This is a genomic window from Aldersonia sp. NBC_00410, assembly GCF_026342035.1.
GTDB lineage: Bacteria > Actinomycetota > Actinomycetes > Mycobacteriales > Mycobacteriaceae > Aldersonia.
Genome location: NZ_JAPENM010000009.1, coordinates 11,629 through 34,757, shown reverse-complemented (window position 1 = coordinate 34,757; position 23,129 = coordinate 11,629). Strand labels below are relative to the sequence as shown.

Annotated in this window: 24 protein-coding genes and 1 pseudogene; 16 read left to right on the top strand and 9 right to left on the bottom strand. The window is 67.1% G+C overall.

The annotated features are described in order from the left end of the window. Window positions 1-4 precede the first annotated feature (4 nt). Both OG921_RS20175 and OG921_RS20170 read right to left on the bottom strand, forming a co-directional pair. Entirely contained in the window at window positions 5-352 is a 348-nt protein-coding gene (locus OG921_RS20175; RefSeq protein WP_266114317.1) for an iron chaperone, read from the bottom strand. Between the two features lie 59 nt (window positions 353-411). After that, complete coding sequence (locus OG921_RS20170; protein ID WP_266114316.1) at window positions 412-1,509, bottom strand: DUF5925 domain-containing protein; 1,098 nt, start codon at window positions 1,507-1,509, stop codon at window positions 412-414. 171 nt (window positions 1,510-1,680) lie between these two features. Between OG921_RS20170 and OG921_RS20165 the strand changes: the two genes are divergently transcribed. Next, complete coding sequence (locus tag OG921_RS20165; protein WP_266114315.1) at window positions 1,681-1,977, top strand: hypothetical protein; 297 nt, start codon at window positions 1,681-1,683, stop codon at window positions 1,975-1,977. A gap of 70 nt (window positions 1,978-2,047) precedes the next feature. Here the strand turns inward: OG921_RS20165 and OG921_RS20160 are convergent, their stop codons facing one another. Next, a complete protein-coding gene (locus tag OG921_RS20160) occupies window positions 2,048-2,392 on the bottom strand; it encodes a 4Fe-4S dicluster domain-containing protein (protein ID WP_266114314.1) in 345 nt (114 codons plus the stop codon). Next, window positions 2,389-3,975, bottom strand: a complete 1,587-nt coding sequence (locus tag OG921_RS20155) for an FAD-binding protein (protein WP_266114313.1) — start codon at window positions 3,973-3,975, stop codon at window positions 2,389-2,391. The genes OG921_RS20160 and OG921_RS20155 overlap by 4 nt, the downstream gene beginning before the upstream one ends. Before the next feature lie 147 nt (window positions 3,976-4,122). Here OG921_RS20155 and OG921_RS20150 point away from each other — a divergent pair, with 147 nt between their 5' ends. Beyond that, window positions 4,123-4,959, top strand: a complete 837-nt coding sequence (locus OG921_RS20150; protein ID WP_266114312.1) for a PaaI family thioesterase — start codon at window positions 4,123-4,125, stop codon at window positions 4,957-4,959. Window positions 4,960-4,986: 27 nt separating this feature from the next. On the opposite strand, the gene OG921_RS20145 is transcribed toward OG921_RS20150, so the two are convergent. Both OG921_RS20145 and OG921_RS20140 read right to left on the bottom strand, forming a co-directional pair. Next, window positions 4,987-6,789, bottom strand: a complete 1,803-nt coding sequence (locus OG921_RS20145; RefSeq protein WP_266114311.1) for an FAD-dependent oxidoreductase — start codon at window positions 6,787-6,789, stop codon at window positions 4,987-4,989. A 31-nt stretch (window positions 6,790-6,820) separates the two neighbouring features. Beyond that, the gene (locus OG921_RS20140; RefSeq protein WP_266114310.1) at window positions 6,821-8,227 is read right to left on the bottom strand and encodes an NAD(P)/FAD-dependent oxidoreductase; all 1,407 of its coding nucleotides are present in this window, start codon (window positions 8,225-8,227) and stop codon (window positions 6,821-6,823) included. 208 nt (window positions 8,228-8,435) lie between these two features. On the opposite strand from OG921_RS20140, the gene OG921_RS20135 reads away from it, so the two are divergent. Then, entirely contained in the window at window positions 8,436-9,062 is a 627-nt protein-coding gene (locus tag OG921_RS20135; RefSeq protein WP_266114309.1) for a TetR/AcrR family transcriptional regulator, read from the top strand. Window positions 9,063-9,078: 16 nt separating this feature from the next. Here OG921_RS20135 and OG921_RS20130 read toward each other — a convergent pair whose 3' ends face one another. Continuing rightward, window positions 9,079-9,570: a polyketide cyclase gene (locus OG921_RS20130; RefSeq protein WP_266114308.1), complete on the bottom strand. Its 492-nt coding sequence runs from the start codon at window positions 9,568-9,570 to the stop codon at window positions 9,079-9,081. Window positions 9,571-9,683: 113 nt separating this feature from the next. Here OG921_RS20130 and OG921_RS20125 point away from each other — a divergent pair, with 113 nt between their 5' ends. From OG921_RS20125 to OG921_RS20115, 3 genes are all read left to right on the top strand, one after another. Next, window positions 9,684-10,481 (top strand): SDR family NAD(P)-dependent oxidoreductase, encoded by a 798-nt coding sequence (locus OG921_RS20125; RefSeq protein ID WP_266114307.1) that lies wholly within the window; start codon window positions 9,684-9,686, stop codon window positions 10,479-10,481. A gap of 127 nt (window positions 10,482-10,608) precedes the next feature. Next, a complete protein-coding gene (locus OG921_RS20120) occupies window positions 10,609-10,959 on the top strand; it encodes a helix-turn-helix transcriptional regulator (RefSeq protein ID WP_266114306.1) in 351 nt (116 codons plus the stop codon). Beyond that, window positions 10,956-11,465 carry an SRPBCC family protein gene (locus OG921_RS20115; RefSeq protein WP_266114305.1) on the top strand — a complete coding sequence of 170 codons (510 nt, stop codon included), beginning with the start codon at window positions 10,956-10,958 and terminating at the stop codon, window positions 11,463-11,465. The genes OG921_RS20120 and OG921_RS20115 overlap by 4 nt, the downstream gene beginning before the upstream one ends. A 36-nt stretch (window positions 11,466-11,501) precedes the next feature. On the opposite strand, the gene OG921_RS20110 is transcribed toward OG921_RS20115, so the two are convergent. Together OG921_RS20110 and OG921_RS20105 are read right to left on the bottom strand one after the other, a co-directional pair. Beyond that, a complete protein-coding gene (locus OG921_RS20110) occupies window positions 11,502-11,996 on the bottom strand; it encodes a carbonic anhydrase (protein ID WP_266114304.1) in 495 nt (164 codons plus the stop codon). A gap of 75 nt (window positions 11,997-12,071) precedes the next feature. Then, the gene (locus OG921_RS20105; RefSeq protein ID WP_266114303.1) at window positions 12,072-13,289 is read right to left on the bottom strand and encodes a GAF domain-containing protein; all 1,218 of its coding nucleotides are present in this window, start codon (window positions 13,287-13,289) and stop codon (window positions 12,072-12,074) included. 167 nt (window positions 13,290-13,456) lie between these two features. Here OG921_RS20105 and OG921_RS20100 point away from each other — a divergent pair, with 167 nt between their 5' ends. From OG921_RS20100 to guaA, 10 genes and pseudogenes are all read left to right on the top strand, one after another. Beyond that, window positions 13,457-15,304, top strand: a complete 1,848-nt coding sequence (locus OG921_RS20100; RefSeq protein WP_266114302.1) for an NAD(P)/FAD-dependent oxidoreductase — start codon at window positions 13,457-13,459, stop codon at window positions 15,302-15,304. Between the two features lie 26 nt (window positions 15,305-15,330). Further along, window positions 15,331-15,444 (top strand): annotated as a pseudogene (locus tag OG921_RS20095) (2,3-butanediol dehydrogenase); the annotation flags it as partial. Window positions 15,445-15,448: 4 nt separating this feature from the next. Next, complete coding sequence (locus tag OG921_RS20090; protein WP_266114301.1) at window positions 15,449-15,631, top strand: hypothetical protein; 183 nt, start codon at window positions 15,449-15,451, stop codon at window positions 15,629-15,631. Between the two features lie 46 nt (window positions 15,632-15,677). After that, the gene (locus OG921_RS20085; protein ID WP_266114300.1) at window positions 15,678-16,490 is read left to right on the top strand and encodes a transglutaminase family protein; all 813 of its coding nucleotides are present in this window, start codon (window positions 15,678-15,680) and stop codon (window positions 16,488-16,490) included. A gap of 176 nt (window positions 16,491-16,666) precedes the next feature. Continuing rightward, window positions 16,667-16,762, top strand: coding sequence for a mycofactocin precursor MftA (mftA, locus tag OG921_RS20080; RefSeq protein WP_266114299.1), 96 nt, complete (start codon window positions 16,667-16,669; stop codon window positions 16,760-16,762). A 2-nt stretch (window positions 16,763-16,764) separates the two neighbouring features. Continuing rightward, entirely contained in the window at window positions 16,765-17,073 is a 309-nt protein-coding gene (gene mftB, locus OG921_RS20075) for a mycofactocin biosynthesis chaperone MftB (RefSeq protein WP_266114298.1), read from the top strand. After that, window positions 17,070-18,299: a mycofactocin radical SAM maturase gene (gene mftC / locus OG921_RS20070; protein ID WP_266114297.1), complete on the top strand. Its 1,230-nt coding sequence runs from the start codon at window positions 17,070-17,072 to the stop codon at window positions 18,297-18,299. The genes mftB and mftC overlap by 4 nt, the downstream gene beginning before the upstream one ends. Window positions 18,300-18,307: 8 nt before the next feature. Continuing rightward, the gene (mftD, locus tag OG921_RS20065; protein ID WP_266114296.1) at window positions 18,308-19,483 is read left to right on the top strand and encodes a pre-mycofactocin synthase MftD; all 1,176 of its coding nucleotides are present in this window, start codon (window positions 18,308-18,310) and stop codon (window positions 19,481-19,483) included. Between the two features lie 295 nt (window positions 19,484-19,778). Continuing rightward, on the top strand, window positions 19,779-21,491 hold the full coding sequence (locus tag OG921_RS20060) for a GMC family oxidoreductase N-terminal domain-containing protein (protein ID WP_266114295.1): 1,713 nt from the start codon (window positions 19,779-19,781) through the stop codon (window positions 21,489-21,491). A 36-nt stretch (window positions 21,492-21,527) separates the two neighbouring features. Next, window positions 21,528-23,120, top strand: a complete 1,593-nt coding sequence (guaA, locus tag OG921_RS20055) for a glutamine-hydrolyzing GMP synthase (RefSeq protein ID WP_266114294.1) — start codon at window positions 21,528-21,530, stop codon at window positions 23,118-23,120. The last annotated feature ends 9 nt before the right edge of the window (window positions 23,121-23,129 follow it).

The window sequence follows — 23,129 nt, the reverse complement described above, 5'->3', positions numbered from 1 at the left end:
ATGATCAACTCCCGGCGATCTGGTCTCGACGGAACTCGACGAGTGCACGAACCGCGTCGTCCGGGATCGGCGCGGCAGGCTGAAAGCGGATGGTGCCCTTGGCGGTATCCAACCCGTCCAGCCGGGCACCGGCGGCGACGATCGCGTCCGGGCTGAACGGATACACCCCGATGTGCTTCTTGGCGCGCATGACCGACAGTAGCGGCTTGCCCCGCAACGTCAGCGCCGGCATCCCGTAGCCGTTGCCCTGTTCGGCCTCTGGTTCGATCTCCCGCGCAATCTCGTACACATGCTCGATGACAGCGCGGTCGTCGGGTGTCAAGCCCGCGAGATAGTCGTCGATCGTTCCCACGCTGCCATCGTCGCACCCGGGTGCGCGGCGCCGCGACGCATCCGCGAAATCGGTGCGCCTCAGAGGTAGGCGCCGCTGTTCTCCACGGGCGCAGTGCGGTTGGTGATGCGCTGATTGGTCCCGACGCGTTCGATCAACTCGGCGAGCGTTGCCGAGTTCGGGACCGCGCTACCTTCGGGCAGCCACGCCCGCGCCTCGGCGGTGCTGAATCGCGTGAATTCGATCTGCGCGAGACAACGCCCGGGCCGGATGAGCGCGGGGTGCAGGCGGTCGAGGCGCTCGTTGGTGGTGATCAGCAACAGCGTGTTCGATCCCTGCCCGAGAATGCCGTCGGAGAAATTGAGCAGCCGGCCCAGCGGTGCGCCGGTTTCGTTCCGTGCCGAGGTGCGCAGGAATTCATCGTTGTCCTCGGCCACAACCAACCGCCATGGCGCCGTCGTCGGATCCCAGTCGTCCTTGTGCCGGTAGCTGACGACCTCGGTCAAATATCCCGCGTCCGCGAAGAGCCGCTCCGGATCGGCGATGTAGTGCGTTTGACACCACGGCCGCCACTCCCGCATCAGCGACCGGATCGCCGTGGTCTTGCCGGTGCCGGGATCACCGTGCCACAGCATCAATTTGCCACGACCGGAAGGTCTTTCGAGGGCGACGAGTTCGGCCAGTACCGCGGCCACCGCAGGCGGGTAGTTCCGTGAAATGTCGTTCCACTCGGGCGCGGAAATGAACTGCAGGTTGGTTTGAGTACCTTTGGACCCATCCCGGAACCAGTTGTGGATCATCATCCGGCCCGCCAAATTCGGCCGGGGCGCTCGCTCGACGATCTGGTCGGCCAGTTGCTGAGCCGCCGCCAACGTCGTCGAACTGACCGACACATCGAGTGACCGCAGGCCGATTTCCAGAATCGCCGCACAGTTCTCGCCGCGCGCCAGCACCACATCGCGGTATTCGAAGGACACGTGCCGTCGAATCTCCAGCTCCGGGGGGAGCAAACCGTCCTCCAGCTTCACCTTGGTGTTCAGCATCCGGCGCGCCACGAACGGTTGGGACCCGTCGATCTGGGTGATGTTGAAATCGGCATTCAGGATTCCAGCCGCGTCCCGCTGCTGCGTGTCGAGGCCCTGTTGCACGAATTCGGGTGGGAAGTTATCGAGCGACAACGAGCCGGCCTTTCGCCAGGAGCGTTTGCACGAACGGCTAACTGTATCCAGTGGTGGGGGTGTTGCGCAGCAAAGAGGTGATGCACGAACCCATTACCTCGGCGGTAATCGCCGCGCACACCTCCCGGGCGTAGCGTCGAAATCACCATCCCGCTCCGGAAGGAGACACCCGTGGCCACCCCGACGCACGCACACCCGATGCTCCGGTTGATTCTGCGGATGGACCGGGCGGGCTCCGCCTACTTCGTCGGCATGGGGGTACTGACCGCGCCGGTCCTGATGCTCGCCGATCCGCCGGAGGCGATCGTCTGGCTGATGTGGGTCGGCTGGATCGGATTCGCCGTTTGGCTCGCCGCGCTCGGGGTGTTCATGGCGTGGGGCCTCACCCGCTCGGCGATGCGCGGCGAAGAACTCGACGAGGACTGGTGGCGGTCGATGATCGATTACCCGGCGGACAGTCGGCGCTGAACGAAATCAACCACTCCTCGCGTTTGCGGACGGGATTCCGTGCGCGAATGCGACGAGTGGTCAGAAATGCTCACCCGTCCGAGGATCGGCGCGGCGGCAGCGCACCCTTCGGCAACTCCGGCCCGACCGCCACCTTCGCACCGGGTGAACGTCCACGCCCCCAACCGATCTGCTCGCGATAGCGCCCGACGTGTTCCTGCTCGATGTCATCATGATCGGCCAGCGGCGTCACCTGCGGATGAACGTAGAGCGCATCGGTGGGGCAGTACGCCTCGCACATGAAGCAGGTCTGGCAGTCGCCGTGCCGGGCGATCGTCGGCACACCCTTCGCGCCGCGGTCGAACACGCTCGTCGGGCAGACGTCGATGCACTTGTCGCAGCCGATGCAGTCCTGCGCGAGGACGAGTTCGATCATGCGGGCACCGGGGCCGGCTTCGTCCACACCGCGTCGAGCCCGCCGCTGAGGATGTGGTGATGCTGCGCCGGATCGAGATCGGGATGGTCGTCGCGCTTGCTCATTCCGCGTGACTCGGTGCGCTCGAGTGCCGACGCGTACATCCACCGTCCGACCGCCGTCATCGCGGCCGCCTGTCGGCTACGCACCCGCAGCGCGCCCGCGCCACCGAGTTCCGCGGATGCTGCCTCCCACAGCGCATCGAGTTGCGTGAGAGCCGGCGTCAGGCGCGCACCGTCGCGAATGAAGTTCTTGTCGTAGGGGATCAGCTCGGCCTGCGCAGCGGCGACCACCTCGTCCGCGGTCAGTGCACCGGTACCACTCGGCTGCAACCCGACCCGGCCCGCGCCGCGCACGTCGGCATGCCCGACCCGTCCGGCAGTGCGGGCGAATTGTGCTGCGCCGCTACCGGCCCAGGTCCCCGAGGACATCGCCCACGCCGCATTGTGACTCCCGCCGCCGGTGAAGCCACCGCAAATCCGCTCCCTGGTCGCGGCGTCGCCGGCCGCGAACAAGCCGCCCACGGTGGTCGCGCAGGTGCGGTCGACGACGTCGAGTCCGCCGGTGCCGCGCACGGTGCCCTCCGCAATGAGATCCACCTCGAACCGTTGCGTGAACGGGTCGATCCCGCGCCGATCGAACTGCAGGAAGAAGTTCGGCTGGCCGAGGCGCATCCGCTGCTGGGCCTCCGCGTCGGCGCGGTCGAGCTGAGCGAACACCTTCTCCCGCAACAGGGCTCGCGCGATCTCCGACCGTCCACGCAGCGAGCCGGCGCCCTCGAGCACCCGGCCGTCCTCGTGGAAGAAGGTGGCGAAGCCGTAGTAGGCGGTCTTGGTGATCGTCGAACCGGCCGGTGCGATGCCGTAGGCGTTGGAGAACTCCATGCCGGAGAACTGCGCGCCGACCTCCGCTGCCATCAGCGCGCCGTCACCGGTGTCGACGTCGGTGCCGAGCGCCTTCGACAGAAATGCACAACCGCCGCTCGCGAGCACGACCGCACCGGCGGTGATCCGGTAGTCGCGATCCTCCCGCCGGTGGTAGCCGGCGGCGCCGCGCACTTGGCCGTCGGCGTCGGTGAGCAGTTCGAGGGCCGGGGAGTGGTCGAAGATCGTCACGCCGACGCGGCGGATCCACGCCCGCATCCGGCGCATGTACTCCGGCCCCTGCACCCCGGTGCGGATCTGCCGTCCGGTGTCGGGGTCGACCGGGAACGGGTACCGGCCCCCGACCGCGAGCCGGTTCATGTTCGTCCAGGTCTGCTCGAGGACGTCGTCCATCCAGCCGTGATCGGCCAGGTAGCCGCCGAGCGCCTCGCGACTCGCCTTGGCCGCGGCCCGTGCGTCCGGATCCGGCGCGACGTACCAGACGCCGGTGCCCGCGGGCGCGGTCGCGCCGCTGGTGCCGCAATAGCCCTTGTCGACCAGGATCACTTCGGCACCGGCCTCGCGGGCGGACAGCGCGGCCCAGGTGGCGGCCGGGCCACCGCCGATCACGAGGACATCGGTGCTCAATAACAACGGCTCGGACGCCTTGGATTCGGGCACACGCGCTCCTCGCTCGACGGCAGACATGCGACCGACGTTATGGCCGCGGAGGGCCGCCGTGACCGGTTGCGATCAGCGTGATTACTACCGCTTCCGGACCCTCCGGCGCGACGCGGTCGCGGGCGGTTGATAGGAACGAGGGGCGAGATGTTCGGTCGGCGCAGTCCGGCCGCGGAGAAAGTGGTGTCGATGAACCCCGAGGTGATCTTCCGAATCGAGTCCGATCCGGGGCGCGGTTCGCTGCGCATGGGGCTGGGTCCGTGGTGCACGGACGACGCCGGCTACTTCAGCCCGGCATCGCTCGCGGTTGGTGTGGACGCGCTGCTCGGGGCCCAGATTCACCTCGCGAGGTTCACCGAGCGTTGGACCGTGACCAGCGAGTTGACCATCGACAGCTTTGCCGATCCGGAACCGTCCGCCCGCTACCTGGACCTGCGCACCGCGCACCTGTCCAACGACGATGGCGGCGGCGCGGGGACGTGTGAAGTGGTGACCGGCAGCGGGCGGGTGATCGCCGCCGGTCTGCTCCGGTCGCGATACGTCCCGCCGCTGCCGGAGATGCCGCGCGAGTTCCGGTTTCCCTCGAACGAGGAGCGGACCGGTGAGCCGGAACCCAAGTCTGTGCTCGATGCGATCGGCGGACGCGTGGAGCTGGCCGAATCGGGTGCGCTGCTCGTGGTCGGTGCCGATTCGCGGCTGCGCAACTTCAGTGGCGTGCTGCACGGCGGCATCGTGTCGACCGCATCGAGCTTGGCGGGTCTCGCCGCGCTGGATTCCAGCGTGCCGAAGCGGATTGCGCGCTACTCGGTGAATTTCGTGCGGCCCGTGCCGATCGATGTGGATGCGATATTCGAAGCCACGGCAGTGCACGACGGTCGTGGATTCGGTGTCTCGGAAGTGATTGCGCGAACTGCCGAAGGCAAGGTCGGCTCGTTCGCGACCGTTACCGCATACGCACGCCCGGGCGACGCGCCGACCCCCTGATTGTCGCCGCGTCGCCCGGGCGGCGACTCACCCGTCCATCAGGTGAGGCTGGCCCGCCCGGAAGCGGTCGGCGTCGATCTTCTTCGCTGCGTCGAAGATCGGTAGCTGCACCAGTGGGAAGATCCCGGCGCGCGGTCCTGGGTCGCCGGCGGCGTTCATGATGCCGTTGGCCGCGGCGCGACCCGATTCGTTTGCGGCCTCCATGGTGGGCAGGTCGATGTGGGTGCGCACGTGATCGCCGCCGATGAACAGGTTCGGGATCGCGGTGGTGGCGTTCGGACGCCAATCCCACGAACCGACGGTGTTGACGAGTAGTGGCGTCTCGTTGTGCGTTGCGCCACCGGACCACGTCAAACCGGGGTCGAGGTGCCAGGAATGGATGTCCTCGTCACGCAGCCAGCTCCGCCCGGTGTTGAGCCACATCTTCGCCTGCGCCCAGACCTCCTGGTGCACTTCCTCTTTGGTGCACTGCTTGGCCGGCTTGCCGAACAAAATGCCGGGCGTATCCCAGTCGGACACGTCGATGGACAGGCATTCCACCACGGTGCCGTCACCGTAGGTGTCTTGGAACTTGTTGGCCCACATGGGCGCCTGCCGCAGTCCGGTGATCGCCCATGGCGAACCCATGCAGGCGATATGCCCCTCGGGCAGACCGCTCTGCCGCGTGAGGTAGTACTGAATGCCCACCATCCAGTCGGCGTACAGCTTGTGGATGCCGGCGAGGTGCGGGTCGGCGTTCATGACTTCGTCGGTGATCAGCGGTTGCGCTTTGTCGACGGGCATCGAGGTCACGTAGTAATCGGCGTGCACGGTGCTGCGTGCTCCCGACGCGTCGGCCATTGTGACGTTGGAAATCCGCCCATCGGCCACGTTCAGTTTCACGGCGCGCTGGCCCATGATGAACTGAACACCGCGTGCGCGCAGGTAGGCCACCCATGGGTCGATCCACGCTTCGTTGGTGGGGCGGTTGAGGATTCGGTCCGCACCGCCCTTGTACTCGGGAACGATTCCGGTGGCGGCGAGCACCAGCGCCTCGCCGATGGTGGCGATCGTGCGTGCAGAACTGACGTGCGGCTTCGCCGCGACGGTGATACGAGTCAGCGCATTCACGAGGTAGTCCCGGTAGGCCTGCGACTTACCCTCGGCCTCGAGCGCCTTCTCCCAGGTCAGGTACTCCCATTGCCCAAACCGTCGTTCCTCCGAGCTGGTGAACCACATCATCATCATCTTGACGAAGAACGCCATCTCCAGCGGCGGCAGCTGTGGGATGAAGCCAACCGCCGTGATGATGGCCTTCTCGATCGTTTCCGGCGTGAGCTGGGAAATGCCGGAAACCCCGAACGGGGCCGCGACGGCGGGCGAACCCTTGATGCCGATGACGCTGGACTCCACCGGGCGCAGATTGGTGAGCACGCCGTGCGGGTTGCCGGGGAACGGAATTCGCGACATCGTGTCCGGCACATGCTGGTAACAGCCGGGGAAGAATCGGAACCCGTGCTCACCGGGCAGGTTCTTTCGCCCGCCCGCCGCGGTGTTCGGCACGTCCATACTGCGCGCCTTGCCGCCGAGGAACGCCGGCTCGTACACCGTGACGGCGTACCCGCGCTCGCTCAGTTCGTGTGCCGCCGATAGTCCCGCCATGCCGCCGCCGAAGATTGCGACCGACCGGCCGGGCTTCGGCAGGATCGGTGTTTGGCGTAGCGGCCGGGGATGTGCGCCGGCGGTGCCGGGCAGCACAGTCACTGCTGCTGCCGCGGCACCACCGACGATCGTCGCGCGCAATACGTCGCGACGGTTGAAACTTGCAGCTCCACTGCCGGCTTCCTTCATTTCGACCCCCTGGCAAACTGGTGGGATGGAGCTACTGACGGGCTGATGTGGGCGCAGCACGGCGCACCGAATCCGTTGGCGGCGTGGGCAGATCGGGCAACGCGACGCGACGCTGGGCCCATTCGCTCGCGGCGTCTCGGACTTCGCGGCCAAGTTGCTTGGTGAACGCCGCCCGGGAACTGACCGGGCCGGAGATGCCGCGGGCGACGACCCGAGCGAGTCGTGCGGGCGACACCACGTTATTGGGCGTGCGCAGCCGGGAGTACACCTCGATCAGACCGACCGCGACATCGGGATGCTCGTCCGCGGACCGGTAGAGCTCGAGTTCGAGCGGCGTGAGCGGCTCGCCGCGGGCCTGCCGATTGGTCCACTGGAAGATGTCCATGCACTCACGCACGCGCCGCCGCTCCCACTCGAGCACTTCCCCGTCCAGCACGTGCGGGTCGTCGAGCGACCTCGCGACGCTCTCGCCGAGCAGCCGGCCATAGCGCATTGCATCGCGAATGCCCTGTGCGGTAACGGGATCCTTGAAGTGCCCGGCGTCGCCGGCCAGTGCCCAGCCCGGTCCGGCGGACCGGCGGAAGTACGAGGAAATATTGAGGCCGACGCGAACCTTGCCTTCCAGTTCGCAGCCGCGCATCCGCTCGTTCAGGCCCGGGATCTGTTCGACCATGCCCCGGTAGAACTCTTCCACCCCGCGGGTCACCTTCTGCGGCGACTGATCGACCGGTGGCTGCAGCAGGCACAGCACCAAGCCGTCGTCACACGGAAACGCGGTGCCGAGCAGTGCGGCGGCGCGCCACATTACCGCGGTGTCGCGCCACTCGGGTTTGTTGTCGCGCCAGTAGCCGTAGAAGCAGTTCCGCCCGCTGCGTACGTCGAGGAACGGCTGGTCGCGCACCCCGACCAGACCGGCAACTGTGCTACCACGGCCGTCGGCGCCGATCGTCAACGGTGCCCGTACCTCTCGAATCGTGTTGTCCGCGTTCGTGTAACGCACCCCGGCAACGCGCCCGTCGGACCAGACGAGCTCGGAAACCCGTGCTCGTTCCCGGATTTCGGCGCCCGCTTCACGCGCGGTTTCCACCAGCGCCGCGTCCATGCCGGTCCGCCGGACGCACATCGCGTAGTCGATGCCCTCGTAGGGGGTGTACGGCGCGCGAACCGTGTATCCCGGACCCGATGCGACCGCCATAGCGACGGTGAGCGGTGGTGCGCCGAGTTCGCGTACCGGTTCGAGTGCGCCGAGGGTATTCAACTCGGCGACCCCCGCCGGCCAGAGCAGGTGAGTCGAGAGTGCATCGGAGGGGAAACGGGCGCTGTCGAGGCCGATGACTCGCCGACCGGCCCTGGCCAGGGCGATCGCCGCGGCAGAACCCGCGCACCGCGTGCCGACCACGATCGCGTCGGCGTGTTCGACAGTGTCCGGGCCGCTCATCGGCGGGCCTCCCGGCGCGCGCAATAGCGTTGTGCGGCTTGATGTTCGACGACTTTGTCGAGCGTGTACACCATCCACTACCCCTATGGGTCATAGTGTTCGGACATAGTGTCCGATCCGATCGTGGCGCGCTGTTGGCCGATTGTCAATAACCGATTTCTGAAATGCCTCCGCTCGCGGCGAGCGTTCCGCAGGCATGATGGTGATCATGGTGTCGGTCACCCGCATGGCGAAGAATGCGCCCGCTCGTCGGGACGAGCGGCGTGAAGACGTCGAGGAGCGGGTGCTCGCGGCGGTGGACCGGCTACTGGCCGAGGGCGCGGTATTCACCGAGTTGCCGGTGCAGCGCATCGCGACCGAGTCCGACATCGCGCGCTCCACCTTCTACCGCTATTTCCCCGACAAGAGCCAACTGCTGATCCGGATGGCCGATCTCGCGACCGATGATCTGTTCCGCACCGCCGCGCAATGGTGGGGCGGGGGCGAGGCGACCGAGGCTAGCGCGATCGATGCGATGCGAGAGATGATCGCCGGTTTCACCCGACATCGGTTGCTGCTCGAGGCGCTCGTCGAGGTGTCCGGCTACGACCGTGACGTCGGCGGGTACTGGCGGGCGAGAGTGGATGCGTTCGTGGAGTTGGTCCGCCGCCGGCTCCGTGAATTGCAGTCGTCCGGCCGGATCAGCAAGGACGTGGACGTGCATGCCACCGCGGTCGTGCTGACATCGATGGTGGAACGGACCATCGCCACGCGCCATCGCATTTCGGACGGTCGGCTCGCCGAAGCGCTCGGCCGGGCGATCTGGTTGACCATCTACGGCGACGCGCCATCCTGACGCTGGGGCGAGTTCGTCAGTCGCGCGCCGCGGCTCGCGGGTAGCCGCGCACCACGGCGCGCTCGAGGATGCCGAGCGTCGCGCGCAGTGCGGGCTGCGAGATCACTGGGAATAGGCCGGATTCGCGCCACTTGTCGCTGATCGCCGACCAGTCGTAGAACGAGGTCACCAGCGTTCCGCCCTCGCCCGGTGCGAGGTCGTAGCCGTACACATGGCCGATCGGGGGCTTGATCTGGCCGTCGACGGTCCAGGAGATTCGCTTGTCCGCGTCGAACTCCTCGATCACGACCTGAACGTCGTAGTGGCCGAGCGGGACGTCGCCGAGCGACTCGCGGTCCATGTGCACCAGGAACCTGTCACCCGCCGCGGTGACCGGCTCGCCCTCGGCATCCATCAGCATCCCGGAGGAGTCGATCGCGACATGCCCCTGCGGATCGCACAGCACGGCGAAGATCTCTGCTGCGGAGGCGGGGATCAGGCGTTGGGCTTCGAGACGTTCGGTGCTCATTTCCACACCCTACGGGCGTCGTTGCGGTCACGGTGAGCCGAACCCGTGAGAGTGCCGAGGCGCGGCACTACCGTCGGTTGACCCAAAGGCGAGCGAACGGGAGTTGAGTACGGATGGATCTGGGACTGAGTGGCAAGCGGGCGATTGTGACCGGCGGTAGCCGCGGGATCGGACTGGCGATCGCACGCGCGCTGGCCGGGGAGGGCGCCGACGTCGTGCTCGCCGCACGGAGCGCCGAACCGCTCGAACTCGCCGCGAAGGCGCTCGCGCAGGAGACCGGCCGGCGCGTCATCGGCGTCCCGACCGACACCGGTGACGAAGCCTCGGTGCAGGCACTGGTGGATCGCACGGTGCGCGAACTCGGGGGAGTGGACATCCTGGTCAACTCGGCGGCGACACCGTGGAGCGCCGGGAAGCCGCGCGATTTCGCGTCGACCACCGACGATGTGGTGCGCGAGGAGGTGGAGATCAAGGTGCTCGGCTATCTCCGCACGGCGCGCGCGGTAGCGCCCCATTTCGTCGAGCAGGGTTGGGGCCGCATCATCAATATCAGCGGTCTCGGTGCCCGCCAGGCGAATTCGATCGCGCAGACGGTGCGCAACGTGTCCGTCTCCGCGCTGACCAAGAACCTCGCCGACGAACTCGGGCCGAAGGGGATCAACGTGACGGTGGTGCACCCGGGGGTCACCCGCACCGAAAGTCTCGTCGAACGGCTCGCCGCGCAGTCCGAGGCGGAGGGGGTGCCGGTGGCGGAACTGGAAGAGCGTCTTGCGACGAACTCGATTCGCCGGGTCGTCGACGCCGCGGAGGTGGCCGACGTGGTCACCTTCCTCGCCTCGCCGCGCAGCATTGCGATCACCGGTGACGCCGTGGCGGCGGGCGGCGGAGTGCCCGGGCCGGTCTACTACTGACGCCGAGGTACGCCGCGAAGCGGTAATACGAAGAGTACGAGACCGTTCGGTGGTTGACCGCCGAACGGTCTCGGCGTAGATTGTTAATCAATCAATTCGTTGATAAAAGATGAGGTTGATTAGGGTCGTGGAGGATGCGCAGGCGCTGGATCAGGCGTTCCTGGCGTTGGCCGATCCGGTGCGGCGGGCGATCATCGCCCGGCTGTCACGCGGGCCGGCCACGGTGAATGAACTCGCAGAACCGTTCGCAATCACCAAACAGGCGGTGTCGCGGCACATTCAGGTGCTCGAACACGCCGGGTTGGTGACGCGTACCCGCGAGGCGCAACGACGCCCCGTACATCTCGACAGCGTGGCGCTCGAACGCCTCACCGGCTGGATCGACCACTACCGCCTCGCCGCGGAGCGCAACTATCGGCGACTCGACTCACTTCTGGAAAGTATTGGCAGTGCAACGGAACAGGAGGAAGAACAATGAGCAATCCGACGACGATCACCGCGACACCGGGCACACCGTATGTCGATATCGTCCGCGAGTTCGACGCGCCGGTCGAGGCCGTCTTTCGTGCACATGTGGCGCGCGAGCTGTACGAACAATGGATCGGCAGCGCCGGCGACGGCATCGAAGTGATCGAGTACGACGCTGCTCCCGGTGGGACGTGGAAATACGTGATCAAGGGCCCTGTGAATGATGCCCGCGCTGCAGGCGGGGACAACACCGCGGGCGAGATTATGAGCTTTCGCGGCGTCTTCCACACCGTCGAGCAGAACCGGCTGCTCGTGCAGACTTTCGAGGTGAGCTTCGCTCCCAACCAAGTCGGCGTCGACACCACGACATTCGAGGATCTCGGTGGTGGACGCAGCAGGTTGACCCTGCACGAGTTGTACCCGTCTATCGAAGCCCGCGACGCCGCGATGGCGAGCGGCATGGAATCCGGAATCCGCGCCGGCTACGACCGACTCGAGGAAATCGCCGTCGCGTGACGCGGGCAGCGAGGTGGCTCGGCTACTCCGTCGGCTTCAGTCGACGACGACTTCGTTGAGCTTGCCGGTCGCGACGTCGAAGACGAAGCCGCGCAACGACTCCGTCTTCGTGATGAAGGGACTGGCCGCGATCCGCTTGATCGATTGGCGGACGTCCTCGTCGACATCGGGGAACGACTCCGCAGACCATGCCGGCTTGATCCCGGTCTCGTCCTGGATCGAGCGCTTGAACTCGTCGTCGGTAAACGTCAGCATGCCGCAGTCGGTGTGGTGGATCAGGATGATCTCGCGGGTACCGAGCAATCGCTGACTGATTGCGAGGGAACGGATTTCGTCATCGGTGACGACGCCACCGGCATTACGGATGACGTGCGCCTCGCCGTCGGCCAGGCCGAGGAGGCGGTATACGTCCAGTCGAGCGTCCATGCAGGCGACCACGGCGAGATGCTTGCTCGGCGGCAACGGGAGTGGGCCGGTGAATGTCTCGGCGTAGGTCTTGTTGTTCTCGATGAGTGCGTCGGTGACCGACATCGGGTTCCAATCGTTCGCGCGGAGCATGGCGCGGCCCACATTTCGCATGCGTGTTTGCGAAGGGAACCGTTTCGTTCAGGTTGATTGGATGGGTTGCCTCCCATCGGGGCCGAGCACGGTCAGTTGCACGGCGTCGGCGAGCCGGTACGGCTTGGTCTCCACCACGGTGCCCAGCACCCGGCGCAGCCGCGACACCTCGGCACGCACGGTCACCACGTGGTCCGGGTCGCCATACATCGCCCGGCTCAGCTCGACGGCCGACAGGCCCGGCGCGTCGGCGCGGTGCAGCAACTGCAGGATCTCGGCGTGCCGGGCGGTGATGCCGCTGCGCCACGACCGATCCCCGCCGGTGACGTCGACGGTGGGATTGCTCGTCCTGGTGTCCAGCGTGATCCGCAGCCCCGTGTCGGCGCCGGCGGGGCGCACCAGCCAGCCGTCGCCGATCTGCTCCGGCACGCACAGGCCGAGGCCGGGCACGGTCAGCGCGCGCTCGCCGCGCGGTGCGGCGATGCGGTCTCGGGCCGCGATGCCCGACGCGTGCGCCACCCAGCCGTGCTCGTCCACGAGCAGCAACGGGCCATCGGTCGAGGCGAGTCGCGGCGCGGCGGCGGTGCGCAGTCGTTCGAGCCGGCGCTCGTGGTGTCGCCACAGCTGCGACTCGGCGAGCCGGACCGCGGTCTCCACCAGTGCGGTGATCGTCGGGTGCAGCGTCAACGCGGGCCCGCTGACATCGACGATGCCGAGCAGGTCGCCGGTGCGCGGGTCGTGGATCGGCGCAGCCGTGCAGTACCACGGGTGTTGGGTCTGTTCGAAATGCTCCGCGGAGAACAACTGCACGGGAGCGGACTCGGCGAGCGCGGTGCCGATCGCGTTCGTCCCGACGGCCGTCTCGGTCCAGCGACTGCCCTCCTCGAACCCGAGTTCGTCGGCGCGGTGGCGCACCTTCGCCGATCCGTACCGCCACAGGATGATCCCGTCCGCGTCGGTGACGACCAGGAGCAACAGCGACGCGTCCGCGACCGGCGAGATCGCGTCGCGCAGCTCGGCGATGACGCCCGACAGCGGCGAGGCGCGGCGCCGCCGCTCGACGTCGGCGAAGGGAAGCGGATCACGCTTGTTCGCGCCGTCCGGGTCGAGACCCGCGTCGAGCACGCGCGTCCAGGAACGCGCGACGAGCGCGCGGGGATGCAACGTCGTGGCCGTGCCGCCGATCACCGCTTCGTGCATTCGGCGCAGGTCGCGGGCGTAGCTGGGCAAGTCGGTGCCCGGCCGCACGGCACTGAACATGCTCACTGGGCGTACCCCTTCTGCCGGATCTACCCGAGCATATGCGCGGACGCTGTGATCTGGGCCACGCAACCGGAGCTCCCAATCGGAATGCAATTCGATGCAACCCTGTCGCCGACGCTGCGCGCAGGTGTGTGCTCTACATCACAAAGAGTTTCCATCAGGAGGTTGTGATGACCCGAACACTCGAGCCCGACACGACGGCACAGCAGCAGACGCAGACACCCGCCGGGCGCGTCGACGCCTGGCTGGCCGGCTTCGAGGCGGCCCTGTCCCGCCGAGATGTGGCGGCCGCGGCGGGCATGTTCGCGCTCGATAGCTACTGGCGGGACCTGACTGCGTTCACCTGGAACCTCAAGACCGTCGAGGGTCGCGACGGCGTCGCGGACATGCTCGCCGCTCGCGTCGAGGACACCGACCCGGGCGGGTTCCACACCACCGAGGAACCGACCGAGGCGGACGGTGTGACCAGCGCATGGATCGCGTTCGAGACGGCGGTGGGGCGCGGCGTCGGACACCTGCGGCTGAAGCACGACGATGACGGTCCGGGTGACCGCGCGTGGACCCTGCTGACCGCGATGCAGGAATTGAAGGGCCACGAGGAGGGCAAGGGCGCGCGGCGGCCCAGGGGCGTGCGGCACGGCGCCGACAAGGAGCGCGTCACCTGGTCCGAGCAGCGCGCCGCCGAGGATGCCGAACTCGGCTACACCCGCCAGCCGTACGTGGTGATCGTCGGCGGTGGCCAGGGCGGCATCGCACTGGGTGCCCGGATGCGCCAACTCGGTGTGCCCGCCGTCGTACTCGATAAGCACGATCGGCCGGGTGACCAGTGGCGCGGGCGGTACAAGTCGCTGTGCCTGCACGATCCGGTGTGGTACGACCACCTGCCGTACCTGCCCTTCCCGGACAACTGGCCGGTGTTCGCGCCCAAGGACAAGATCGGCGACTGGCTCGAGATGTACACCCGGGTCATGGAGGTTCCGTACTGGAGCAAGACCACCTGCGCGTCCGCGTCCTACGACGAGGCAGCCAAGGAGTGGACGGTCGTCGTCGACCGCGACGGCGAGGAGATCGTCCTTCGCCCGAAGCAACTCGTGTTCGCCACCGGAATGTCGGGCAAGCCGAACGTGCCGTCGTTCCCCGGCATGGAGAAGTTTCAGGGCGATCAGCACCACTCCAGCCATCATCCGGGGCCGGACCGCTACGCCGGCAAGAAGGCCGTCGTGATCGGCGCCAACAACTCCGCGCACGACATCTGCGGCGCGCTCTGGGAACACGGAGCCGACGTGACGATGGTGCAGCGGTCCTCGACGCATATCGTCAAGTCGGACTCGCTGATGGACCTGGGGCTGGGCGACCTCTACTCGGAGCGGGCGCTCGCCGCCGGAATGACCACGGCCAAGGCCGATCTCACCTTCGCCTCGCTGCCGTACCGGATCATGCACGAGTTCCAGATTCCGGTTTACGACGCTATTCGCGAGCGGGACAAGGATTTCTACGATCGGCTCGAGCAGGCCGGCTTCTGGCACGACTGGGGCGACGACGGTTCGGGTCTGTTCATGAAGTACCTGCGTCGCGCCTCGGGCTACTACATCGACGTCGGCTCCGCGGAATTGGTGGCCAATGGTGATATCAAGCTGGCGCACGGCAACGTGCGTGAACTGACCGAACGCAGTGTGATCCTCGACGATGGCACCGAACTCGAAGCCGACCTCGTCGTGTACGCGACCGGGTACGGCTCGATGAACGGCTGGGTCGCCGACCTGATCGGCCAGGATGTCGCGGACAAGGTGGGCAAGGTGTGGGGCCTCGGCTCGGACACCACCAAGGACCCCGGTCCCTGGGAGGGCGAGCAGCGAAATATGTGGAAGCCGACCCAGCAGGAGGGGCTGTGGTTCCACGGCGGCAATCTGCATCAGTCGCGGCACTATTCGCTCTACCTCGCGCTGCAGCTGAAGGCGCGCTACGAGAACATCCCGACGCCGGTCTACGGCCTGCAGGAAGTGCACCACACGGCATAGAGCGAAGCGATGGAAAAGGATTCAGCATGAAGGCCGCACGGTTCTACGGTCCGAAGGACATCCGGATCGACGACATCCCCGAGCCGGCCACCCGACCCGGCACGGTGAAGGTGGAGGTGCGGTGGTGCGGAATCTGCGGCCCGAGTGCGCGGCAGCCTCGCCTACGCGGGTGACCACCCGGCGACCATCGCCATGATCGCGGACGGAAAGGTGGACGCCTACCAGTTCATCACCGGGCGGATCGGGCTCGACGGCATCGTCACCGACGGGTTCGACGAGCTGATCACGAACAAGGAAGAAAACGTCAAGATTCTGGTGCGACCGTGACGTGACGCGTCCCGCCGGACGACCACGAGCCGGTGATCATGGCAGGATGACGTTGGTGAAACGTGACGTCTCCGCCCAACTCGACCTCGATATCACCGAACCCACGGAGTTGGAGTTCCAGATCGCGGTCGCCCCGCACCCGGGGACGACGATCACCGAATCGCTGTCGTTTTGGCACGACGGCACACCCGTGCAGGCGCAGGAGATCATCGGTGTGCACGGCAGCCGCATCCACAAGTTTTCGGCCGGAATCGGCAACCTGCAGGCGTCGTACGAGGCCACTGTATTCGGTCGCGCCGAGCCGCCGCCCGTCGATGCCTATGACCTGTCGGTGTATCTGCGACCGAGCCGCTACGCCGAAGCGGACACCTTTTTCGGTTTCGCGGCAACCGAATTCGGCTCTTACACCGGATCGGCCACCTTGTTGGAAAAGGTATCGGCCTGGGTGGGCTCCCGGCTGGACTACGTGCCCGGCAGCAGCGACCCCATCGACGGTGCGACCGACACGTTACTGTCCGGAAAAGGCGTGTGCCGCGACTACGCCCACCTCGTCGTCGCACTGCTCCGTGCGGTGAACGTCCCCGCCCGTCTGGTCGCGGTGTATGCGCCCGGCTGCGACCCGATGGACTTCCACGCCGTGGCGGAGGCGTTCGTCGACGGCGCGTGGCGGGTGGTGGACGCGACGTGTCTCGCGCCGCGGCAGTCGCTGTTGCGGATCGCCACCGGACGCGACGCCGCCGACACCGCCTTCCTGGACAACCACGGCGGCTCGATCAACCTCAACTACGCCACCGTGACCGCAGTGGTGGACGGCGGGCTGCCGTTCGACGACATCACCGAATTGATCACGCTGGGCTGAGTTCGGCGCGTCTTCGTGGTGTCTGCCCGGAGTGGCTGCGACCTGCCCGAATGGTTGGTCCGCCCAGGCGATGCCGAGCCCATATTCCCTTTCTGCACTCGATGCCATATCTTGGTGAGGCGGGTCACAACGGTTGGTCGACTCGCATCCGCTCACACAACACACGGAGGTGTCAGATGGCTGACCGGAACGAGTCCGTCACCGAGGACTCATTGGTGGAAGAAACCCTGGTCGAAGAGGTTTCCATCGACGGGATGTGCGGGGTCTACTGACCATGGCCGCCGATGTCGTGCCCGCATTCGAGCTGGACGCTCGCTGGCGCCTGCACCCGCAGGTCGCGATTCGACCGGAGCCGTTCGGGGCCCTGCTCTACCACTTCGGCACCCGGAAGTTGTCGTTCCTGAAGAACCGCACCGTCGTGGAGGTGGTGCAGTCGTTGCCGGACCATCCGGATGCGCGCACGGCATTGCGGGCGGCGGGGGTCGATGAATCGGCCACCGGCGCATACGGCAAGGCCCTGGCCACGCTTGCCGGCTCGAACATGATCGTTCCTGCCGTGGATTCCGAGGAGGTTTCTCCATGACGTCCGTACTCTCCGCCCCCACTGCAACGCCGCCCAAGGTAGGCCGCCTGGTCGATCAGTTCGAGCTCGGTCTCGACGCGCCGATCTGTCTGACCTGGGAGCTCACCTACGCCTGCAACCTGTCGTGTGTGCACTGCCTGTCCTCCTCCGGGCGTCGCGACCCGCGCGAGTTGTCCACCGAGCAGTGCAAGGCGATCATCGACGAACTGCAGCGCATGCAGGTCTTCTACGTGAACATCGGTGGCGGCGAACCCACTGTGCGCTCGGACTTCTGGGAGCTCGTCGACTACGCGACGGCACACCAGGTGGGCGTCAAGTTCTCCACCAATGGTGTCAAGATCGACAAGGTGGTCGCGGCCCGGCTGGCCGCGAGCGACTACGTCGACGTCCAGATATCCATCGATGGCGCGACCGCCGAGGTCAACGACGCGGTACGCGGCCCAGGCTCGTTCGATATGGCGGTTCGCGCGCTGGAGAACCTCGCCGAGGCGGGCTTCAAGGACGCCAAGATTTCGGTTGTCGTCACCCGCGAGAACGTCGGGCAGCTCGACGAGTTCAAGGCGCTTGCCGATAAATACGGTGCGACGCTGCGCATTACGCGACTGCGGCCCTCCGGTCGCGGCGCCGACGTCTGGGACGAACTGCACCCGACAGCGGAGCAGCAGCGCGAGCTGTACAACTGGCTCGTCGCCAACGGCGACGGCGTCCTCACCGGTGACTCGTTCTTCCACCTGTCCGCCTACGGTGACGCGCTGCCGGGTCTGAACCTGTGCGGCGCCGGTCGTGTGGTGTGCCTGATCGACCCGATCGGTGACGTCTACGCCTGCCCGTTCGCGATTCACGAGCAGTTCCTCGCCGGAAACATCGTGCGCGACGGCGGTTTCCAGCAGGTCTGGCAGCACTCCGAGCTGTTCGCCGAGCTGCGCTCGCCGCAGACCGGCGGCGCCTGCAGCAAGTGCGACCACTATGACTCCTGCCGCGGCGGGTGCATGGCGGCGAAATTCTTCACCGGCCTGCCGATGGACGGCCCCGACCCCGAATGTGTTCAGGGCTATGGCGAGTCGGCGCTCAATGCGGACCGGAGTGTGCCGAAGTCCAGCCAGGATCACTCGAGGACGGGGAAACGCGCCGAACGCCGCACGCCGAAGGCGCCGGTCCCGCTCACTCTGATGACCCGGCCACCGGCCAAGATCTGTGACGAAAACCCCCTCGCGGGAATGAAATAGAGGACAACATGGCTAAGAATGCGTGGTTCGAGACCGTTGCGGAGGCGCAGCGGCGAGCCAAGAAACGGCTGCCGAAGTCGGTGTACAGCGCCCTGGTCGCCGGCTCCGAGCGCGGCCTGACGGTCGACGACAACCTTGCCGCGTTCGGCGAAGTCGGCTTCGCGCCGCATGTGGCCGGCCTGTCCGACAAGCGTGACCTGTCCACCACCGTGATGGGGCAGCCGATTTCGATGCCGGTGCTCATTTCGCCCACCGGTGTGCAGGCGGTCCACCCCGACGGTGAGGTCGCCGTCGCCCGCGCCGCTGCGGCCCGTGGTATCGCGATGGGACTGAGCTCGTTCGCAAGCAAGTCGATCGAGGACGTCGCGGCCGCGAATCCGCAGACCTTCTTCCAGATGTACTGGGTGGGCAGCCGCGAGGTGCTCGTGCAGCGCATGGAGCGGGCTCGCGCCGCCGGCGCCACCGGGCTTATCATGACTCTGGACTGGTCGTTCTCCAACGGCCGCGACTGGGGTAGCCCGCAGATCCCGGAGAAGATGGACCTCAAGGCGATGTGGAAGTTCGCGCCCGAGGGCATCACCCGCCCGAAGTGGTTGTGGCAGTTCGGCAAGACCGGCCGGGTGCCGGACCTGACCACGCCCAACCTGACCGCGCCCGGCGGCGTCGCCCCCACTTTCTTCGGGGCCTACGGCGAGTGGATGGGCACCCCGCTGCCCACCTGGGACGACGTGGCGTGGCTGCGCGAGCAGTGGGGCGGTCCGTTCATGCTGAAGGGCGTCATGCGCGTCGATGATGCGAAGCGCGCCCGCGACGTCGGTTGCACCGCGATCTCGGTGTCCAACCACGGCGGCAACAATCTCGACGGCACGCCCGCGCCGATCCGCGCGCTGCCCGCGGTCGCCGAGGCCGTCGGCGATGACATCGAGGTGCTGCTCGACGGGGGCATCCGGCGCGGCAGCGACGTGGTCAAGGCGTTGTCGCTCGGCGCCGATGCGGTGATGATCGGCCGCGCCTACCTGTGGGGCCTCGCGGCGAACGGCCAGGCCGGCGTGGAGAACGTGCTCGACATCCTGCGCGGCGGCATCGATTCGGCACTGCTCGGGCTCGGACGAGCCTCGGTGCACGAACTCACGCCCTCCGATGTGGTCGTGCCGGACGGTTTCGTCCGCAACCTGGGCGTCTGAACCCCCGGCCACTGAACCGCCCGACTACGCGCCCGCCCCCCGACCGGTCGGGCGCGTAGTCCGCGCACGCCTGCAGCGCCGATCGCCACGCCCTGCCACCGCTGGGACCTCGCGCCTGGCTGCGACAACACCGTGAATCGGCAGAAAGCGCACCGCTGTGCGGGGAGCGGAGGATTCTTGCGGATAGCTGTGCGTGAACCCGAAGTGGCAGTTTGGTGGTACCGGTCGTTACAGTAAGAGCGCCGAACGCTCGCGCAGCCCGCGTCGTCGGCTCGATTGCTTGGAGGTAGTTGGCATGGTCGCGCAGCGCGCCACGGACTTCGACGTCCTGATCGTGGGTTCCGGATTCGGTGGCAGCGTCACGGCGCTGCGTCTCGTGGAGAAGGGCTACCGCGTCGGCATCCTGGAGGCGGGACGGCGCTTCGCCGACGAAGACTTCGCCAAGACGAGCTGGGACCTCAAGCGCTTCCTCTGGGCCCCCAAGCTCGGCTGCTTCGGCATCCAGCGCGTACACCTGCTGCGTGACTGCCTGATTCTGGCCGGCGCCGGGGTCGGCGGTGGTTCCCTGAACTACGCCAACACTCTCTACAAGCCGCCCGCCGCGTTCTTCGAGGACCAGCAGTGGGCACACATCACGGACTGGAACGACGAACTCTCGCCCTACTACGAGCAGGCGCGCAAGATGCTCGGCGTCGTGCAGAACCCGCATATGACCCCCGCTGACGAGGTCATCAAGCAGGTCGCCGACGAGATGGGCGTCGGGGACACGTTCATCCAGACCCCGGTCGGCGTGTTCTTCGGCGAACCGGGCAAGACCGTCGCCGACCCGTACTTCGGCGGGGTCGGCCCGGACCGCACGGGCTGCATCGAATGCGGCGAGTGCATGACCGGCTGCCGGCACGGCGCCAAGAACACACTGCTCAAGAACTACCTCGGACTCGCGGAAAAGGCCGGGGCGCACATCATTCCGATGAGCACCGTCACCTCGGTCACCCCGCACTCCGACGGTTCATGGGACGTGGCCACCGAGCGCACCGGTGCATGGCGGCGTAAGCGACCCACGACCTACACCGCGCAGCAGGTCGTACTCGCCGCCGGAACTTGGGGCACCCAGCATCTGATGTTCAAGATGCGCGACGAGGGCGTGTTGCCGAAGCTTTCCGAGCGGCTCGGCCTGCTCACCCGGACCAACTCCGAATCCATTGTCGGCGCAGGCAAATACAAGGTGGACCCCGAACTCGACCTGACCAAGGGCGTCGCCATCACTTCGTCGTTCCATCCGACCGCGGACACCCATATCGAGCCGGTGCGCTATGGCAAGGGCTCCAATGCGATGGGCCTGCTGCAGACCTTGATGGTGGACGGCGGCGGCCGAATCCCGCGCTGGCTCAAGTTCATCTGGGCGGTGCTGTGCAACCCGGTCGGGACGCTGCGGCTGCTGTCGGTGAAGAACTGGAGCGAGCGCACGATGATCGCGCTCGTCATGCAGAACCTGGACAACTCCATCACCACGTACACGAAGAAGGGCTTGTTCGGGCGCCGCTACACCAGCAAACAGGGGCACGGCGAACCGAACCCGACCTGGATCCCGGTCGGCAACGAGGCGACCCGGCGGATCGCGGACAAGATCGACGCCGTCGCCGGTGGCACCTGGGGCGAAATCTTCGACATCCCGCTGACCGCGCACTTCCTCGGTGGTTGCACCATCGGCGAGGACGAGACCAATGGCGTGATCGACCCCTACCACCGCGTCTACGGCTACCCGACGCTGAGCGTCGTCGACGGCGCCGCGGTGTCGGCAAACCTCGGTGTAAACCCGTCGCTCACCATCTGCGCGCAGGCCGAACGGTCGGCCGCGATGTGGCCGAACAAGGGCGAACTCGACACCCGCCCCGAGCAGGGCGCGGGCTACCAGCGCCTCGCTCCGGTGCAGCCGAAGCAGCCGGTGGTGCCTGCCGAGGCACCCGCGGCGCTGCGGCTGCCGATCGTGCAGATCAAGTCGGCCTGACGGCTGCGTCTGAGCGAAGTCGTCGCAGCTAGACTCATGCGAGTGGCCAACCCCCAGCAGCCCGATTCCCCGGTCCTCGTCATCGACTTCGGCGCCCAGTACGCGCAACTGATCGCGCGCCGCGTGCGCGAGGCCAAGGTGTACTCCGAGGTAGTCCCGCACACCCTCACGGTCGACGAGATCGTCGCGCGCAAGCCGCGCGCGATCGTGTTGTCGGGCGGGCCGTCGAGTGTCTACGTCGAGGGTGCTCCGCAGCTCGACCCGCGGCTGTTCGACCACGACATCCCGGTCTTCGGCATCTGTTACGGATTTCAGGCGATGGCGCAGGCGCTGGGCGGGACGGTCTCGCAGACCGGCACCCGCGAGTACGGCCGCACCGAGTTGAGCGTCGATGGCGGCATCCTGCACGGCGGGCTGCCGACGTTGCAGCCGGTGTGGATGAGTCACGGCGACGCGGTGACCGACGCCCCGGAGGGCTTCGAGGTCACCGGTACCAGCACGGGTGCGCCGGTCGCTGCGTTCGAGAACGTCGAGCGCCGCCTTGCCGGTGTGCAGTACCACCCCGAGGTGCTGCATTCGCCGCACGGTCAGCAGGTGCTCAGCCGCTTCCTGCACAAGATCGCCGGCATCGACGCGACCTGGACGGCCGCCAATATCGCCGAAACACTGATTGAGCAGGTCCGCAGCCAGATCGGTGACGGGCACGCGATCTGCGGACTGTCCGGCGGCGTCGACTCGGCCGTTGCCGCAGCGCTCGTGCAGCGCGCGATCGGGGATCGGCTGACCTGTGTTTTCGTCGATCATGGGCTGCTGCGCGCCGGCGAGCGTGAACAGGTGCAGAACGACTTCGTCGAATCCACCGGCGCCAAGCTGGTCACCGTCGACGCGGTGGACACGTTCCTCGGCGAACTCGACGGTGTCAGCGACCCGGAGGCCAAGCGCAAGATCATCGGACGCGAGTTCATCCGCAGCTTCGAAGGCGCGGTCGCGCAGGTGGTCAACGAGACCAGCGGGGTCGGCGAGGCAGGCACGCCATCGGTCGAATACCTCGTGCAGGGCACGTTGTATCCGGACGTGGTCGAGTCCGGCGGCGGTTCCGGCACCGCGAACATCAAGAGTCACCACAATGTCGGCGGTCTGCCCGACGACCTGGAGTTCGAGCTCGTCGAGCCGCTGCGATTGCTGTTCAAGGACGAGGTCCGTGCGGTGGGGCGCGCACTCGGACTCCCCGACGAGATCGTGAACCGGCAACCCTTCCCCGGGCCCGGTCTGGCGATTCGCATCGTGGGCGAGGTGACCCTCGATCGCCTCGAGACCCTGCGGCAGGCCGATGCGATCGCCCGCGAGGAACTCACCGCAGCCGATCTCGATAAGCAGATTTGGCAGTGCCCCGTGGTGCTGCTCGCCGGCGTCCGCAGTGTCGGGGTGCAGGGCGACGGACGCACCTACGGTCACCCGATCGTGCTACGGCCGGTGTCGAGCGAGGACGCGATGACCGCGGACTGGACGCGACTGCCCTACGAGGTGCTGGAGCGGATCTCGACCCGGATCACCAACGAGGTCGCCGAGGTGAACCGGGTCGTGCTCGACGTGACGAGCAAGCCGCCGGGCACCATCGAGTGGGAGTAACCGCGCCGC